The sequence below is a fragment of the Lacinutrix salivirga genome, assembly GCF_053604675.1.
This window is the reverse complement of sequence record NZ_JBSHNP010000108.1, coordinates 67,928-86,547: the sequence shown is the minus strand read 5'-3', so window position 1 is coordinate 86,547 and position 18,620 is coordinate 67,928. Positions and strand designations below refer to the sequence as shown.

At 31.6% G+C, this 18,620-nt stretch carries 14 protein-coding genes; all 14 read right to left on the bottom strand.

Features of this window, described 5'->3' with window-relative positions:
• Window positions 1–43 precede the first annotated feature (43 nt).
• Window positions 44–2,035, bottom strand: coding sequence for a carbohydrate binding domain-containing protein (locus tag ACVC5O_RS09480; RefSeq protein ID WP_452221241.1), 1,992 nt, complete (start codon window positions 2,033–2,035; stop codon window positions 44–46).
• A gap of 17 nt (window positions 2,036–2,052) precedes the next feature.
• Window positions 2,053–3,519, bottom strand: coding sequence for a RagB/SusD family nutrient uptake outer membrane protein (locus ACVC5O_RS09475; RefSeq protein WP_452221240.1), 1,467 nt, complete (start codon window positions 3,517–3,519; stop codon window positions 2,053–2,055).
• Window positions 3,520–3,529: 10 nt separating this feature from the next.
• Window positions 3,530–6,574 (bottom strand): SusC/RagA family TonB-linked outer membrane protein, encoded by a 3,045-nt coding sequence (locus tag ACVC5O_RS09470; protein WP_452221239.1) that lies wholly within the window; start codon window positions 6,572–6,574, stop codon window positions 3,530–3,532.
• 238 nt (window positions 6,575–6,812) lie between these two features.
• Window positions 6,813–8,573: a triple tyrosine motif-containing protein gene (locus ACVC5O_RS09465; RefSeq protein ID WP_452221238.1), complete on the bottom strand. Its 1,761-nt coding sequence runs from the start codon at window positions 8,571–8,573 to the stop codon at window positions 6,813–6,815.
• A gap of 18 nt (window positions 8,574–8,591) precedes the next feature.
• On the bottom strand, window positions 8,592–9,620 hold the full coding sequence (locus tag ACVC5O_RS09460) for a hypothetical protein (protein ID WP_452221237.1): 1,029 nt from the start codon (window positions 9,618–9,620) through the stop codon (window positions 8,592–8,594).
• Window positions 9,621–10,017: 397 nt separating this feature from the next.
• Window positions 10,018–10,419 (bottom strand): hypothetical protein, encoded by a 402-nt coding sequence (locus tag ACVC5O_RS09455; RefSeq protein ID WP_452221236.1) that lies wholly within the window; start codon window positions 10,417–10,419, stop codon window positions 10,018–10,020.
• Between the two features lie 11 nt (window positions 10,420–10,430).
• On the bottom strand, window positions 10,431–10,850 hold the full coding sequence (locus ACVC5O_RS09450; RefSeq protein WP_452221235.1) for a GreA/GreB family elongation factor: 420 nt from the start codon (window positions 10,848–10,850) through the stop codon (window positions 10,431–10,433).
• 18 nt (window positions 10,851–10,868) lie between these two features.
• Entirely contained in the window at window positions 10,869–12,173 is a 1,305-nt protein-coding gene (locus tag ACVC5O_RS09445) for a Glu/Leu/Phe/Val family dehydrogenase (RefSeq protein WP_452221234.1), read from the bottom strand.
• A gap of 375 nt (window positions 12,174–12,548) precedes the next feature.
• Window positions 12,549–12,713, bottom strand: coding sequence for a hypothetical protein (locus ACVC5O_RS09440; protein WP_452221233.1), 165 nt, complete (start codon window positions 12,711–12,713; stop codon window positions 12,549–12,551).
• Window positions 12,714–12,898: 185 nt separating this feature from the next.
• A complete protein-coding gene (locus tag ACVC5O_RS09435) occupies window positions 12,899–14,227 on the bottom strand; it encodes a sigma-54-dependent transcriptional regulator (RefSeq protein WP_452221232.1) in 1,329 nt (442 codons plus the stop codon).
• Between the two features lie 2 nt (window positions 14,228–14,229).
• Window positions 14,230–15,309, bottom strand: coding sequence for a sensor histidine kinase (locus ACVC5O_RS09430; RefSeq protein ID WP_452221231.1), 1,080 nt, complete (start codon window positions 15,307–15,309; stop codon window positions 14,230–14,232).
• An 80-nt stretch (window positions 15,310–15,389) separates the two neighbouring features.
• Window positions 15,390–16,214 carry a universal stress protein gene (locus tag ACVC5O_RS09425; protein ID WP_452221230.1) on the bottom strand — a complete coding sequence of 275 codons (825 nt, stop codon included), beginning with the start codon at window positions 16,212–16,214 and terminating at the stop codon, window positions 15,390–15,392.
• A 95-nt stretch (window positions 16,215–16,309) separates the two neighbouring features.
• Window positions 16,310–17,413, bottom strand: coding sequence for a mechanosensitive ion channel family protein (locus tag ACVC5O_RS09420; protein ID WP_452221229.1), 1,104 nt, complete (start codon window positions 17,411–17,413; stop codon window positions 16,310–16,312).
• Between the two features lie 84 nt (window positions 17,414–17,497).
• Window positions 17,498–18,580 (bottom strand): transporter substrate-binding domain-containing protein, encoded by a 1,083-nt coding sequence (locus tag ACVC5O_RS09415; RefSeq protein ID WP_452221228.1) that lies wholly within the window; start codon window positions 18,578–18,580, stop codon window positions 17,498–17,500.
• Window positions 18,581–18,620: the final 40 nt, after the last annotated feature.

The following is an 18,620-nucleotide window of genomic DNA, read 5'->3' as shown; positions in this document are numbered from 1 at the left end:
TTTTTTTTTAAAATTAACTTTAAAACAGTATTTCTAATTAAAGTTAATTAAGTGATAAGGTCACATTATCTATATTAACCATACCTGTTTCTGCTCCATTATCAAAAAGTACACGTGCATCTGTAGCTCCAAAATCTGTTGCTGTTAATGTAAGTGTATAAGTTTGCATAGTAGTGGTAATATTAACTGTTTCGCTAGTGTTTGCAAATGAGCCTCCACTAAGTCCAATTCCTGCAATTATAGATCTATTAACATTAGACCAAGCATCAAATGTTAATGTATAGGTATTCCCTTGTATAATTTCTAGTTTTTGGCTCATGTTTACATCGTAAGCATTTCCTGCAACAGCAACATCTACAGAATAATAGGTATTACCTGCATCTGTAACCACAGGAGCAGGTGCATTATCATCTACTCCAACAATCCATGAATCACTTCCGTTTTCGAAATCGCCATTAGTTAATAAACTTCCTGTACCTTCTATTAACGATACGTTATCTATGTTTACCATACCAGTTTCTGCTCCATTATCAAAAAGCACACGAGCATCTGCTGCTCCAAAGTCTGTTGCAATTAATGTAAGACTGTAAGTTTGCATTGTGGTTGTAATATTAACTGTTTCGCTAGTGTTTGCAAAAGAGCCTCCACTTAACCCAATACCTGCAATTATCGATCTATTACCATCTGACCAAGCATTAAAAGTAAGTGTATAGGTATTGCCTTGAATGATTTCAATTTTTTGACTCATATTAACATCGTAAGCATTACCTGCTGTTGCAACATCAACTGAATAATATGTATTTCCGCCAACTGTTACTACTGGAGCTGGAGCATTATCATCTACACCAACAATCCAAGAGTCGCTTCCGTTTTCGAAATCACCATTGGTTAATAAACCATCGTCAAAATTTGTAGTTGTTGTTGCTTCTTTATAGAAATAAAAATTATCTACATAAACAACACCTGCAACTTCATCAGAGTCTATTAACAACTGTGTTATTTGATTTTTGTTTGCTAGGTTACCAGCGTCAAAACTTGACATATCAAGCTCTATACTTTGCCAAGATCCTGAAACTGTTGTTCCTAAAGATGTTTCAGCTTCACCTCCATCTATTGTATTTACAATTTTAACAGACAAACCGTTTGTTGTTCCAGAAGGCACCCAATAATCTATGTGCATTTTTTCCATTGTAGATAAATCAACACCTGTATCGTAATTAGTTACTATACCTAAAAAGTCTAAACTTGATAGTTGCCATACATTATTTCCATCTATAGTTGTTGCTGCAAACGTTGTTGCAGACCATGATGTTGGCAATTCATTTAAAGTTACATCTGTGTAAGCATCGCTAAAAATTGAAACAACATCTCCACTGTCTCTTGAAGGAGGTGTTGGAGCAGCTACTAAAGGTTGAAGAATTTCTGTAACAACAAATTCTTCAGAATACGTAGCGGTTTCAATTGCTGCACTAAATGCAGTTACTGTTATTGTGTAAGTACCAGCTTCTTGATACACAAACGAAATTGATTCGTCTATATTTGCCATTACTGGTGAAGCACCTGCTTCTCCAAAATCTACCTCGTAAGACATAGCAAAATCTGCAGTTGCCATTACGTTTACTTGTTTAGAAATACTTGCATCATTCTCAATAGTTACCATTAAGTTTTGTGGTGCTTGAAAAGACACTACTAAATCTTGCGATACTGTAGTTGTTTTACCATTAATTCCAGTAGCAGTTACTGCAATTTGGTAAGTCCCTTCTTCGTAAATTCTCTGAGTACTTTCGCCAGGTTGCAATTCGCCAGAGTTTTCTCCAGAACCATCACCATAATTAACGAAAAATGTTGCAGCACCTTCTCCTAAAGGTGTAATGGTTACTAAACCTGAGTTATCTTGAGCTATTGTTGTTAATGCAGAAACATTTGTTGGTGCTGGCACAGCATTTACAAAGTCTGTATTATCATCGTCTTGTGTACATGCAAAGTAAGTTGCAGTAATTAAGAATAGGCAAAGAATGTGTTTTAATGTTTTCATTTTCTTTTTTTTAATTTTTAGTATCCTGGGTTTTGAGACCAGCGATTACCTGTTAATGCAATTTCTATTGAAGGGATAGGGAATATTTCGTGTTTATTAGTTACAAAACCCTCTATTTCGCTAGCGGCTCTTCCTGTACGAACTAAATCGAAAAAGTGATGGCCTTCGCCAACTAATTCTACTCTACGCTCGTGGTAAATAGCTTGCGTTAATGCAGCACCAGAAGCGACTACATTATTGTCCATATTACCAAAAGCACGAGCTCTTACTCTATTTAAGTAGGTCTGCGCTTTTGTATCGCTAATGTTTCCTCTATTAAATGCTTCTGCAGCCATTAAAAGTACATCTGCAAAACGTATAGCTCTATAATTATTTGGGTTTGTTAAGTTGGCATCACCAATATTAGAATCGTCTTGTCTTGGAATATATTTTCTGTTAAAATATCCTGTGTGTTCATTACCTGTACTAAAAGTCGCTCCTGTATTGGCTGCCCAAGCATCGATATCTAAAATTGCTGTTTCTAAGCGTAAGTCGCCCTCTTCAAATTCATCTACAACTTCTTGAGTTGGTACGTTAAAGCTAAATCCTGAGTCAAATAGTGGACCAGAATAGTTTCTTATACCATTAAAACCAACAGCTACATTACCTTCACTACACTGCAAACAATCGAAACTTGCTCCTTCTAAATCTGTATATTGAACTTCGAAAACAGACTCTACTGTGTTTTCGTTATCGTTTTCGAAAAGTGTTGAATAATCGGTTATTAAATCGTAAGGTCCGTTTAGAATTAGTGGTTCCAAAACATTTGCAGCTTCTAAAAATTTATCTTGATACAAATACACTTTCCCTAATAAGGCTTGTGCTGCTCCTTTAGTTATTCTACCAACTTGTGCTTGTGAAACTGGTAGGTTATCTACAGCATACATTAAATCGATTTCTATTTGTGCGTAAACTTCTGCATTAGGTGTTCTGTCCACATCAAACTGATCTCCAAATAAAATACGTTGGTCAATAACTAAAGGAACATCACCAAACCATTTGACTAATTCAAAATAGTAGTAAGCTCTTAAAAATTTGGTTTGTGCTAACACATTTTCTTTATCTGGAAAATCTGTTTTATCTTGAAATTCTAATATAAAATTAGCTCTATTAACTCCTGCAAACATCCAACCCCAAATACTACGTAATTGCTCGTTATTTGGTGTATGAATCATGTCGTCTATTTGCTGAATACCAATTACATCTGTAGGGTTTTCGCCTCCAGCCAATGTATTGTCTGAAGCTATTTCGCCTAACATTACATTTAAGTAAGTAGATTGTAGCATGTCGTAAGCTGCAATTAAGGCATTTTGGTAATCTTCTTCTGTATTAAAAAAGTTTTCTGAGCTTGAATCCTGAGAACTCACGTTAACAAAATCGTCACTACATGAGTAACTGATTACAATTAAACTAACTATTAAGCCTATATATTTTAATTTTTTCATAGTTATACTATTAAAATTTTACGTTTGTTCCTAATAAAAATGTTCTTGGATTTGGATAAAATCCTGGATCTATTCCACCTCCAATTGGTGCACCATTAGATGTTGTAGCATCAAAACCTCTATATTTAGTTAATGTAAACACATTACTTACTGAAACGTATAGTCTTACATCTGTAAAGCCTATTTTACTTAAAGCATTTTCTGAAAACGTGTAACCTAACTGCATGTTTTGAGCTCTTAAGAAAGAACCATCTTCTACAAAATAATCTGAAAAAATAGTGTTTGCAGTTGCTCCATTAGTGACTCTTGGATTAGTATTGCTAGTTCCTGGACCTGTCCAACGGTCTAAGGCATATACTGTTTTGTTTGTTATAGCGTCGTTTCTATCATAGTTTCTAACGATATCGTTTCCAATTGAAGCAAAGAAATACGACTGAAAATCGAAATTTTTATAATTAAAAGTTAGATTAAGACCCATTGTTACATCTGGTATTGGATCTCCAAGGTATGTTCTATCGTCTTCATTTAATTCACCATCATTATTTGTATCAACAAAGCGTAAATCTCCTGGCTGTGCTGTAGCGCCTAGTGCGATTTGAGAAGGATGCGCATCTACATCTGCTTGAGTTTGAAAAATACCATTTGTTTGATAACCATAAAAGACACCAATTGGTTGACCAACTTCCATTCGCGCAGGAGGTTGTTGACCAATACCAAATCTTCCTCCAACTTCGTAACCAATACCATTATTGACTTCTATAACGTTATTTTTTAATGTTGTGAAGTTATAACTAATATCAAAATTAAAATTTTCGGTAATATCTTCTTTATAACCTATTTTAAATTCAAGTCCACTATTTTCAATTGTTCCTGCATTTGCAATAGGATTTGAAGAACCTGGACCTGTAGATCCTAATATTGTTGACGATTCGACAACTAATAAAAGATTTTCTGTTCTGCGATTAAAATAATCAACAGTAACATCTATTTTTCTATCAAAAAGTGCAGCTTCAAATCCAACATCAAAAGCTTTTTGCTCTTCCCATTTAATTTCTGGGTTAGAAATACCTCCAATTGCAGTTCCAAACTGTAATTCATTATCAAAAACGTAAACACCTTCACCATTTAATAACGATTCAAATCTAAATCCTGGAATTCTATCGTTTCCTAAAATACCATAAGAACTTCTAAACTTTAAAAAATTAATGGTATTACTATCGTTTAAAAAATCTTCATCTGATGCAACCCAACCAATGGATGCAGATGGGAATATTCCAAATTTGTTTTCTGGACCAAAAGATGTTGAACCATCTCGTCTAACCATTGCAGAAAATAAATATTTACCCTCATAATTATATTGTACTCTACCAAAATATGATAATAGTCTAGAATCAAATACGCGATTACTTCTATTAATAAAATTATCTGTAACAGTTTGAGAGTTGCCTAAATTGGCGTTAGAGAAATTTGTTGCTGCAACATCCACACCTGTTTTTCCGTATTGGTCACTAGTGGTTTTAAATACAGAAGTTCCTATCATAACTTTTAAGCTATGGACATCATTAAATGTTTTGTCATAATTAATAAAAGCATCAAAAGTATAATCTCTAAAAAAGCTTGTTCCTTCTGTAACGACACTAACGTCTCTATCAAAAACAGTGTTTGGTCCTATATTACCAAAATCTGCTACTGGAAAAAAGCTTTTAGCTCTAACCTCTGCATAGTTCCATTGATAATTAGTTTCAACAGTAAAGTTGTTTAAAAATTTATAATTTAATCCAAACACTCCACTTAGCTTATCGACTTTAACTCTATTGTTTGTGCTTTCAATTTGTGCTAAAGGATTAATTACTTCTATTGGATAATTAATAGCTCTTGTAAAACTACCATCTTCTTGGTAAGGTGTTAATGTTGGGTCTATATTGATAGCGTTAAATAACACAGAACCCAACCCGTTTTCCGGTAATGATTTACGTGTGGTACCAGTATAAATTAAATTGGCTTTAAATTTTAAGTTTTCTAAAATATCTCTTGTATAATTAATCCTAGAGGTATAACGTGTGAAGTTAGATTTTCCACCACCTACTATTCCGTCTTGTGTTAATAAAGAAGCTCCAAAAGAATACGTTGATTTTTCTGTTCCTCCACTTGCAGTAATGTTGTTGCTAAATATTGGTGCATTTTCAAAAACCTGTTCTTGCCAATCTGTACCTGCTCCCAAATTCCCTACATTATTAAAAGGTAATGGTTGAGCAGTTGCAGCAGCAGCTTCGTTGGCTAATAAAGCATATTGTGTTGCATTTAATAATGGGAGTTTACGTGTTGTTTGTTGGAAACCTCCATAAGCATCGTAAGCAAATTTTAATGGCTGGTTTTTTCGTCCGCTTTTAGTTGTAATTAAAATTACACCATTTGCTGCTCTTACACCATAAATACCTGCTGTGGCATCTTTTAAAATTGTAAAACTTTCTATATCTCCTGGATTTACTACACTTAAATCTTCTATTACATTACCATCTACTAATATTAGTGGTTTGTTATCTCCATTTGTAGAAATACCTCTAATTCTAATATCTGAGGCTGCACCTGGAGAACCAGATTGTGAGGTAACATTAACTCCTGCTACTTGACCTTGTAAGGCCTGTTCTATACGTGTTGGCTTTAAGGCCTCAATAGTTTCGCTACTCACTGTAGATACTGCACCTGTAACTTCTTTCTTTTTTTGAGTTCCGTACCCAATAACAACTACCTCGTCTAATTGTGCTACATCAGGAACAAGCGATACGTTTAAAGTTTCACTATTAACAGTAACCTCTTGCGATAAATAACCAAGATAACTAAACTCTACAACTGCTCCACTATTGACGTTTTTTATAGTATATAACCCATCAAAATCTGTTGCTGTTCCTTTATTAGTATTTTTTATTAATACATTAACTCCTGGAAGAGGCTCGTTAGTCTCTTTATCTGTAACGACTCCAGAAATAGTTTGGTTTTGTCCGTAAGAGAGTACAGACATTAAAACGGTTAGTAAGCTTAAAAGTTTAATTTTCATAAGTTGTCTCATTATCATATTGTCAAATATAACTGAGAATATTGCGAAATCCTTAAATTATACCTTTACAAAAAACATACAACGCATAAAAATTACTTCGGTTTTAAATTATTCTTAATCAAACCAATGTTTTTGGGAGATTATGGCAAATTGTTTTTTTGCAATACTTTAAGATATAATGCTCAATTTAAGCCTTTGTATAGGTATTGTATAGTTAAATTCTATGTGTGTAGTGTTTTTATACTTCTAAAATATAGCTTGTTAAGCTGTCTTCATGGCGTAATTCCATTTTTTTACGCAAACGATATCGTTTTACCTCTACACTACGAGGTGAGATATTTAAAAGAGGTGCAATTTCTTTAGACGATAGATTTAACCTAAGGTATGCACACAATTTTAAATCGTTTGGAGTTAAGCTTGGGTGCTTCGATTTTATGCGTTTTAAAAAGTCTTTATCAGCATTATTAAATGCTTCTTGAAAAAATTTCCAATCGTCTGTATTGTTTAGGTTTTTATCTATAATTTTTATTACAGATTTAATATTTACTTCATTTTTAGACGTTTCAGATAAATCTTTTTTTATGGTATTTAAAAATTCATTTTTCTTAATTAAACTCATTGTAGAGATGGCCAATTCTCTATTTTTACTCTCTATGTCTTGTTTTAATTTTTCGTTATTAAAACTCATTAATTGCTGCTTATTCTCTAACTCTCTTAACTCTAACTCGCGTTTGGTCTTTAAAAGCAAAGCTTCTCGCTGTTTCTTGTAATATTTTTTATAAAATGTATGTGTTAAAAATGAAAATAAAACAAACCCAACAATGTAAAGCGCAATCATTAGATTAGACAAATACCAAGGTCTTAATATTGTAAAATTATACGATGCAATATTATTTGTAACCGCATCTCCTACTCTGGCTTTAACACTAAATGTATAATCACCATAAGGTAAATTTTCGAATGTATGCGTTGAGTTTGTAGTCCATTTACTCCAAGTGTTATTAAAACCACTAAGTTGATATTGGTACTCTGGCTCTAAATACTTGTCGTATTCAGGGACACTAAACGAAAACAAGATTGTATTTTGTTGGTTATGAAATTCACTTTTTTTGGTCGTATTTACCAAAGTAAATTCTCCATCTTTTGTGCTGTTTTTTATGGAGTTTATCTCTATTAAATAAGTGCTGTTTTTTAACTTATTAAGGTTTACTACTGCGTAACCTTTTGATGTACCAAACAAATACTCATTATTTGTAATTGGAGTAATGTTTTCGAAGCCTGTGATATTGTTTCTTAGGTTATTTGGTAATGAAATTGAATTAAAAATAGGTTTTGTGCTTAATCCTCCAGAAGTAATATATGTGATGTTTTTATCTGAAAATCCCCAAAGTTTATCTTTTTTATCATCAAAAATTAATTTTCCAGAACTATAATTTTCAGCGTTAAACAACTGGCTTAAAACAGAATCTTTTATAAATTCTTCACTTTTAGTATTATAATTAAAAACTCCATTTTTATAAGTATATAATATATTGTCCTTATATTTAATTAAGCTAGAATATAAGCCTTTGCTAATTGTTGTTTCTTTTTTGACAGAAGTAATTGTTTTAAAATCAGTATCAATTTTAAGATTAAAAACCCCTTTATATTCATGGCTTACAAAGATTTGATTTTTGTTTAAAAACTCGAAATAACGCGACGAGTTATTAAAGCCTTCCAATTTATTTTTAAATTGCCAACTTCCATTTTTATTCTCTAAAATATTTAATCCATTATAGTTTCCTTGTATTAAATGGTTTGGTTTATTCGGAATTTTTTTAATATTCCAAGTTCCTTGAACCTTAGAAATAAGGGAAGCCTTAGAGCCATTAATAATAAAAGTTCCACTATTATGACCACAAAAAAGCGTCTCGTCAATTTTTACCAAACACCATACTTGTCCATTTGTACCTTTAACAAATTTAAACTCATCTTTACTGTTATACTTTTTATAAAACAATCCTTGATTAGTACCTAATTACAACATGTCCTTATGTATTGCAGAAGCATAAGTAGTTCCTATTTTACCTTTATGGTCCTCAAATATTCGAAATGGAGAATTAATATTTATGCAATTGATGCCATTATCTAATGCTAACCAAATATTATCTTCAATATCTTGAAAAGCAGACAACACTGTATTGTTTATTAAGCCTGAATTTTGATTAATTTGGTATAAAACTTCTCCGTTTTTATTTATATGAATCATTCCGTTAGATATAGTACCCAATAAAAAACTTTTATCTTTTAACTGAATGCTACTATAAATCGTTTTATTCTCTAATAGTTTAGCTGAAGGTATTTCCCAAGATTTTAAATTCCCGTTATTCAATTTAAAAAAACCACTAGTATTGGTTAAAACCAGTAAATCGTTTTCGTCTGAAAAAACACCTGAAATTGGCGTGGTTTTAAAAACCTCGCTATTAGAAAGCAACTCCGCCTCTCCATTGTTAATAATAAAGAGTCCTTCGTTAATTTTTTGAAAATAAATTTGATCACCTATTTGGTGCATTTTAGTGATCGTAGAATCAGATTCAATAATTTTAAAAGTATCGTTAATAGTATTGTAAATATAAATACTGTCTAAAGATTGAAAAAGCACCCATTCTCTAAAATTTAAAATGGTCCAAAACTGCTCATCTTCTTTTATCTTATCTATTATTTTATTAGCTAAAGAGGTGTATTTAAGGGTAGAAAAAGCATCGCGCTCCCAATACCCAAAATCCATATAGCAACCTGTATAAATTCTATTTTTTACAGTGTGTACAGAACGTAAGATGGTTTGGTTTGGAGAGGGATATAATTGCCATGTTGCACCAGTAAACTCTAATAGGCCTTTATTGTTAGCAACATACATGTATTTATTTTCAGATTGCGAAATATTCCAATTCTGATTTTCCGCATTATAAACATTTGGTGTATAGCTTACTATTGGAGGTAATTCTTGTGCAAAAATAGCACTACACAACCCAAACAAAAGTAGTAATTTAAAACAAAAAAGTTTCATATAAAAACGCTATTAAAGCAAGTATAATATGCAATATACGATATTTTATATGTTTAAATAATTTATTTTTTAAACTATACACTTTCATTTTTTAAGAATACGAAAGCCATGTTATGAGCATACAAGCAATAGTACTTAAATTACTTTACTATTGAGGAGGATAAATTTTATTATATTAATTAAATATTGGAGCAGGAATACACCATGACAGTAAAGCCATAATAGCAATACCAATAATAACAGCTATAATATAAAATTTACGATTGCTCATTAAAATATTATTTTTTGGTGATAATTATTTTTAAAGTAACCGTGGAGAAAGATCTCTCCACGGTTTTATAAACACAGTCATGTGAGGGATTTGCTATTAATCAATCTACCTGTGTTTAGTATAAGTTTAAAATTTAGGCGCTACCTTTTCGTAAAGACTGTCCTTTAATTTTTGATATTTTTCTAAATGGTATTGATAGCTTGTTCTTAAGCGCTCATATTCTTCTAAATAAGCCATATCACACTGTATATCATCACATTCTGCAGCTTTATTGTAGGTGTTGGAATAGTTTAATACAGTATCATAAAATTGTTTATTGGCTTCTTTACGTTTAGAAAACACCTTTAAAATTTGTTCTGGCACTTCTTTGTTTTGAATAGAATGCGCATAAAGATTTAGTAAATTATCAATTTCTTTGTCTATATATTCAAGTTGATTAACCCAACCTTTTAACTCTATCGAATTGTATTTATGTACAACATCTACATCACTATCGTGACCAAATGTTTCTGTGTTTTGTGTGTTCATAACTTTAAATTTTATATTGTTAAATCTATATTACTAAATACAGCATCTTGACTTACGTTGGTTATTGTAAGATCTTGTTTTCCTTTTGGAAAATCCCACGTAATAACATCATCTTTTGAGTAGCCTATTAAAGCAGAACCCATTGGTGTTAAAATCGAAATCTTATTTTGTTTTAAGTCTTTATCTGTTGGTTTTACAACTTGTATGGTGTTTTCCCAACCATTAGCCGTAGCCACAGTAACTTTACTGTTTAATCTAATAACATCTTTTGGCATATCTTCTTCATCAACAATTAAAGCGGTTTTTAATTCTTCGTTTAAAAGTTGTAAAGGTTTATGTACTTCGTGACTTTCTGAGTAGCCAGACATATTGAGAATACGTTTTAAATACACATATTCTTTTTTTTCTAATATTAAACTTCCGTATTTCATTTGCTTAATGTTTTATTATCAAGGAAAAATACCTCTTTGTATATATGCTTTTTCTATTCGTTCTATAGCAATACAAAATGCTGCAGTACGCATATCAATGTTTTCCTTTTTTGAGTAGTCAAATACTTTATTAAAAGACTCTCTCATTTTTTTATCTAATTTGGCCATTACTTCGTCTAATTGCCAGATTTCTCCATTTCGGTTTTGCAACCACTCAAAATAACTTCCTACAACACCACCAGAATTACATAATATATCTGGTATTATAGTTACACCATTTTCTAGCAAAATTTTCTCACCTTCTACATTTGTTGGTCCATTTGCTCCTTCTGCAATAAGAGTTGCTTTTATATTAGGTGCGTTTTCTTTAGTTATTTGGTTGCCTAATGCTGCAGGAATACAGATATCACATTCTAAAGCAAAAAATTGGTTTTTTTCTACAGCTGTCGCTTCCGGAAAATCAACTATACTCCCATCGTTAATGTTTATGTATTTAAACAAATCCTCTACACCAATACCCTTTTGATTTTGGATACTTCCAAAAGCATCTTGTACTCCAACTAAAATAGCGCCATCTTTCTCTAAAAAATGTGCTGCCCAATAGCCAACATTACCAAAGCCTTGTACAATATATTTTTTACCTTTTAGGCTCACATTATTTTTTTCTGCCCAAAATTTAATAGACAAATACACACCATAACCTGTCGCTCTGTCTCTACCTTCTAATCCTCCACTACCATCTGGCTTACCAGTGACAACATGTTGGTTTGCAGTTCGTTCTGCAGGAGGACGCGTACTCATATAAGTATCTGCAATCCAAGCCATAGTTTGGCTATTTGTATTTACATCTGGAGCAGGAATATCGTGTTCTGGTCCAATATTATCTGCCAAAGCAAATGTAAAACGCCTTGTAATGCGCTCTAACTCTGACTGCGAGTATTTAGAAGGGTCAATTTTAATTCCTCCTTTTCCGCCTCCATAAGGTAAACCTGCTAAGGATGTTTTCCAGGTCATCCACATTGCTAAAGCTCTTGCAGCATCGATATCTACGGTTGGATGGTAACGTAAACCTCCTTTATAAGGACCTAAGGCATTATTATGTTGTACTCTGTAGCCTGTAAAAATTTCAACATCTCCATTATCCATTTTTACAGGAAAGTTTACAATAATTTCATTATTTGTAATGCTTAATATCTTCTTAATATTTGGATGTAAATTAATTTGGTTTGCAGCACTATTAAACTGCTCCATAACATTATCCATCATGCCTCTTACTGGCGCTTTCTTAGCTTTACTTTTTATTTCTGGTGTTACTATTGCCATATATGTTGTTTTAAAATTATAATTCGTTTTTGCTAAATTTTCCTTTGTTAGAAAATTTATAAGGACTTGTTCTAATGGTATCAAACCTTAGTTTTCCCCTTGTATCTTTTTGACTTGCTTGCCTGTTAAAAATTGAATTAAAATTCATAATATGTGTTTTTATAATTAAATTTATAAGTGCTTTTTTACTCTTATTAATTTGATTTAGTTTTTATTTTATTACCTAAAATATCTGTTAGTAATAGATCTTTCGTTATACCTATCTATTAGATATTGATGTCTTGTTGTTTTTAAATTAGACATTTTTATTTTTGAAAATTGCTTTTTTATTGCTGAAATTATATCTTTAAAATTCATGATTTTTACATTTAATAATTAAACTAATTCTAGTACTCGTTTTGGTTTTTGGATTGGCTTTACTAAGTGGTTATTTATTGTATTCTCATCAAATTCACTACAAGACCATACCATGTCCTTTTGGTTTGTTAACACACAAGAGTCTTTGTGTATGCAACTCGGACAAATATTAAAGTTATTCATATTAAAAATATTATTGTTAGTCATTTACTTAATGGCAATGGCTGTGCCAAAACAGAACAAAATACAAACACAAAACCTCAAAACCCTTTATTTTAAAGGGTTTTGAGGTTTTTAATGTTTATAATACAAAATTACGAGTGGTACAAAATTACCCAGACGAGTAATTTTGGTACAGCTAAAAAAACTTAGTCAGAAAGTTTATTACGCAACGTTTTGCGGTCTATTTGAAGAATTTCTGCTGCTTTTGTTTTATTATTTCCTGTTGCTCGTAATACTTTTTCAATATATTGTCTTTCAATTACTTTTAGTGGCTGCAATCCTTCCGAAGAAAAATGTAAACTGTGTTTTAAATGATCTGGTAAATGCGTTACATCAATACTTTTATCGCACATTATTACTGCACGCTGTATAATATTTTCTAATTCTCTTATGTTTCCTGGCCAATCGTATCGTTCTAAAATCTCTAAAGCTTCAGGAGTAATAGTTACAAATCGGTCTTTATATTCAACTCCATATTTAAACAAAAACTTATCGACTAATAGTTTAATATCGTCCTTTCGTTCTCGTAAAGGTGCTACTTCAATTTCTACAACAGTTAATCTATAAAACAAATCTTCTCTAAAGGTTTGTTTTTGTATCATATCTCGCAAATCACTATTGGTTGCTGCAATAATTCGCACATCAATTTTTTCGGCTTTTGTAGCTCCAACTTTTACCACTTCTTTTTCTTGTAAAACTCGTAACAATCTAGATTGTACTGCAAGTGAAGCATTACCAATTTCATCTAAAAAAATAGTACCTCCATTTGCAGCCTGAAAAAAGCCATCTCTATTTGTTTCGGCTCCTGTAAATGCGCCTTTTAAATATCCAAAAAGCTCTGCTTCTAAAAGGTTTTCTGGAATTCCTCCGCAGTTTACTGCAATAAATGGCGCTCTAGAAAACTTACCTTGGTAGTGAATTGCACGTGCTACTAACTCTTTACCTGTACCACTTTCGCCTTTAATAAATATAGTTGCTTTGTTGTTTTTTACACGTTCAATAACCTGAATGACCTCATTTATTTTTTCTGAATTTCCAATAATTTCGCCATAGGCTTTATTGTTGTTTTCGGAAACACTTTTAGTGTGCTCCACATTATTGGTGGAAACAACCAAGGATTTATCTAATGCTGCTTTTAATTCGCTTTTTGTAAATGGTTTGGTTAAATAATCTACCACACCAGATTTTATTGCGGCTAATGAACCTTGTACTGAAGGATAACCAGTTACCACTAATTTTGGTAATTTAGGGTAATGCTCTGACACAAATTTTATAAGCTCAAAACCATCGACCTCTGGCATTTTTAAATCTGTTATTAACAAATCTATTTTAGTGTCTCTTAAAATAGTTACTGCCTCTTTTACAGAAACTGCCTTATAAGTATGGTAATTCCAAGATTGCAAATGACGTTGCAAAAGCTCTAGAATATTAATATCGTCGTCAACAATAAGTATGTTTTCCTTTTGTAACTTCATGGTTAATTTTTTGGAAGTTTTACAGTAAAAGTAGCGCCTTTTACTTTATTATTTTGAGCAGTAATGGTACCATTATGACTAGCAACAATGCCATGTACTACACTTAAACCAAGACCAGAACCATCTCCTGTTGGTTTTGTAGAAAAGAAGGGTTGAAAAAGTTTTTCTAGTGCTTCTTTTGGGATTCCTTTACCTTCGTCTATTACCTTTAAAACAATGTGGTTTTTGGTTTGTAAGGCTTCTATTGTAATTAAGCCGTTTGCTGAAGAAAAGTAGATGGCATTTATTATTAAGTTAAAAATAATTTGTGTGAGTTGAATTTTGTCTGCACGAAGCATTAGCGACTCGTCTTCTATTTTAACTATATATTTTACGTTCGCTTTTTTAAACGAAGCATCTAACAATTTAATTGCATTTTTTATACTTGGTACAATATTTACCTCTTTCATTTCCTGAGGCATTTCGCAAGCAAAAAACATTAATTTTTTAACTACTTCTCTAGAGAATATAGCATTTTTAATAATTTTATCTAAATCTGCAGCTACTTGTTTATTGGATTTAAAATCATCTTTTAATAACTCTGCAAAACCAAGAATATTTGCTAGTGGTGTATTAAGCTCGTGAGCAATACCTGCAGTAATTTCGCCAAGGATACCTAAGCGATCAGCACGTTCCATTTGGCGTTTTAAAGAGGTTTCGTTGTTTTGAATTTCTATACGCTCTAAATAATTTCCAAGTTTTAAGGCTACATTATCTATAAGTGGCTGCTCTTCAGTAAGAAAATTAGAGGTATTGTCTTTTTGAGATACTGTTATGTTACCACAAATTTTATTAAAAATTGTAATATTAGAAGTAATAGAATTGTCTTTATTAATAAGTCCTGTAGTATATGTTTCGTCAGGTATTTGAATAGATACTTCGGTAATATTTGGTATATGAAATCCTTTTTTTAAACTTATTGCTATAGCTCGTAATACTCCTAAAATTTCATTAGCATCTGCATTTACAATAATAGAAGACACCTCATAAAGGCAAGTAAGCTCTTTAATACGTTCTTTTAGTGCAGATTCTGAAGTATTCATAATAAAATAAACGTTTATAAAAACAGCACTAGTCTTTAGGTAAAATTAGTGCTATTTTTAACTGGTATTTAGTGTTAAATTTAACTCTGTAATTTAAAGGTCATCACAGGACGTTTTGAGTGGTTTGCAAGATCCTCAGACACGCTTCCTTTTATAAAGTGGTTTAACCCTTTTCTTGCTTTTGTAATTACTGCAATGGCATCTGCATTAATTTCGTCTGCATATTGTATAATACCATCCTCAATAGTATAACCAGCAATAAACTCTACATTACCAGAGCCTCCAGCCATTTCAAATTCTCTTTTGTTTTTATTAAATTTTTTAGAACTTGTAAAGCCTTTGTTTGGTCTGTTTACATAAACCGAATGTACAGTACTGCCTAATTTTGTAAATACATCTTGCGCTTTGTTATAGGTATTTACACTTTTTAAATCCATATCTGTCCCTAAAACAACATTATTAAGATTAAATCCATTTGGTTTTGTTTTAATTACTAAAACTGGCGTGCTACTATTTCGCACCATTTTCTCGGCATTAGAACCTGCAAAAATACCGTCTTGAGGTGTTAATCCTTGAGAACCCATAATAATTAAATCTGCATTTACCTCTTTTGCAAAAGCATCGACCTCTCTATAAACTTTGTGGTGTTTTATTACAGGTTGCACATTTACGTCTTCTAAATATGCTTTCTCTAAAAAAGACTCAAATTTCTTTTTTGCAAGGGCTAGCATAAATAACATTTCGTTTTCGTTTTCTTTTGGTGATTGCGAAAATAAAGAGTCTGATAATTCTAACATGTGTAAAACATGGAGTGTAGCATTATTTTTTTTTGCTATTAAGGCTCCAGTTTCTAAGGCAAATTCTGATTGTTTTGAAAAGTCAACAGGTATGATAATGTTTTTCATTTTAAAAATTATTTAAGGTTAAATTTAATGATTTTTTATGGTATTAAATCTTGATTTATGTACTTATTTAGTTTGTAGAATATAATTTAAGACTGCTATTTATTTTCTACTATTTTATCCTCTTCATTTCTCATTACAACAGTTCTGGATGGAAATGGAATTACAATACCTTCTTTATCAAAACGTTTTTTTATACTTTCTAACACATCTATTTTGAGCTGAAAGCTATCGCTATAGCTTCGTTCCCAAGTCCATGCTCTAACTACCATTGCAGATTCGTCTAAGGCTATAACTGCAGTTTTAACTATTGGTTTTCCTTCTTTTATTTCTTCTTCTGAACGATTGTCTAAAATAAGCGGATGTTTTTCGCATTCTTCTTGCATTATTTTTTTTGCCAAATCTATATCGCTATCGTATGAAATTCTTATGTGTATGCGTTCGCTACATTTAAGTTCTCCCATATCATAATTTATTAGTTTTTCTTTATTTATTATTGAATTTGGGATTACAATCATCTTATTTTCGAAATTACGTATTACAGTATGACGAAGCGTTATATCGCTAACTCTACCAACCATTGTATCTGTAACTTTAATGAGATCGCCAATTTTAAAAGGTTTAAATATAATAATGAATACACCTCCTATAACATTAGACAAGGCTTCTTGGGAAGCAAAACCAGCAATAAGAGTTAATACTCCTGCTCCACCAATAGCGGTTTTTGCAACCCCTTTTAAAGACGGAAAAGCTAATAGACAAAGTACAATACCTGAAAAATATATACCAACCAAAACTATATATCTTAAAAACTGAAAAGTTGTTGGATCTTGTTCTGTTTCTATTTTTTTTTGAATATCGTGCTTAAACCAAATGTTGGATGTGGTTGCAATAATTAGTGTTAATGATAAAACAACACCTACATATAATACGGTTTTAAAATCATCTGCCAAAGTGTTTTGCTGATTTTCATCCACAACAAGGTAGCTTAGCGCTATGACGCCTAAAACAATCCATAAGGTGTTGAGAATGCGCTTTAATAATTGGATAGATTTTATAGGCTCTGTAGGGAATTTTCTTTGTCGTTCTTTTATAAGCCAATTGTGTAACTTATTTGTTAAGTATCTTAAAAGCAGTACTGCTATTAAAACTATAACAGCAAAAATAAGATCGTGTTTATGTAGTTGTAAATATTCTACCATAATAATTATTATGTTAAGGACTCCTTTAGAAAAGAGATTTTTAATGCGTTAGTTTGTTTTATAACAATTAAATTTTAATAAAACCTATTCATCTTTTTGAATATAGGAGTGTATAATTTTTTCTATACTCTGACTCTCGGCTAATTCTAAAAGTTTTAAATTGACTTGTGAAATTAGTTTCGATTTGTTTGGAAAAACAAAACCATAGCCTTGTTTATAATATTCTGCTTTACTAATGTAAAGATTCTCTTTATGATTTTCTTTTAAGTAATATAATAATTGTGGACGATCGAAAACAACTGCATCAACTTTTTTGTTCTCTAAAGTTGTAATAGCTTGGTCTAAGGTATTAACTGCTATGACTTTAGTTTTTGTTTTATTTAAAAATGCTTCTGAAGACGAACCAGCAACAGTTGCCGTTTTTCTTCCAGAAAGTTGCTCAATATTTGAAATGGTTGAAGCCTCAATATTAGAAATCGTTAATGTACTTGCAATACCTGCAACCATCGTTGTTGCAAATATTATTGAAATTACCATCCACGTACCTGCAATTATTCTACCTAATAAAGTTATAGGAGCTGTATCTCCATAGCCAGTTGTACTCATAGTTACAATGGCTAACCACATACCTGTTCCAATCCCTTTTACAGGGTTTTCTGAAAATTGTTCTGGCGATTTTTTACGCTCTGCTAGCCACAACAATGCACCTACAAATGCAAGTATAATTAAAAACACTCCTACAGCCATTAACAGTTTAATACTAAAAAGCGGTTTAATTTTTTGCCAAATACTTTGATCGTTAATACGTGAGATTATAGAGATACTAGAGTTGTAAAATGGTTGCGAAAACTGCATTGTTTCCATACGTTTAGCAGTAATACTTATTGGACCAACTACTAAATCAATTTTATTTTGATTTAATGCGTGCAACGCATCATCAACATTACCAAAAGCAGTGTACTTATAATTCCAGTTTTTTTCTTTTGCAATAGTCTCCCAAATCTCAACTGCGATTCCAGTTTTGGTTTCTGTAAACACAAAAGGCTCACTACCAGCAATGCCTACGTTTAATATTTTAGTAGATGTATCTAATACTTTTTCTTGTGAAATTAAAGGATTAACCCAATACACAACTATTAGAAATAAAAAGAGTGGTTTTATAGTCATTTACTCTGGTTAAATTACTTTATTGTTAAAAAAAGCAATA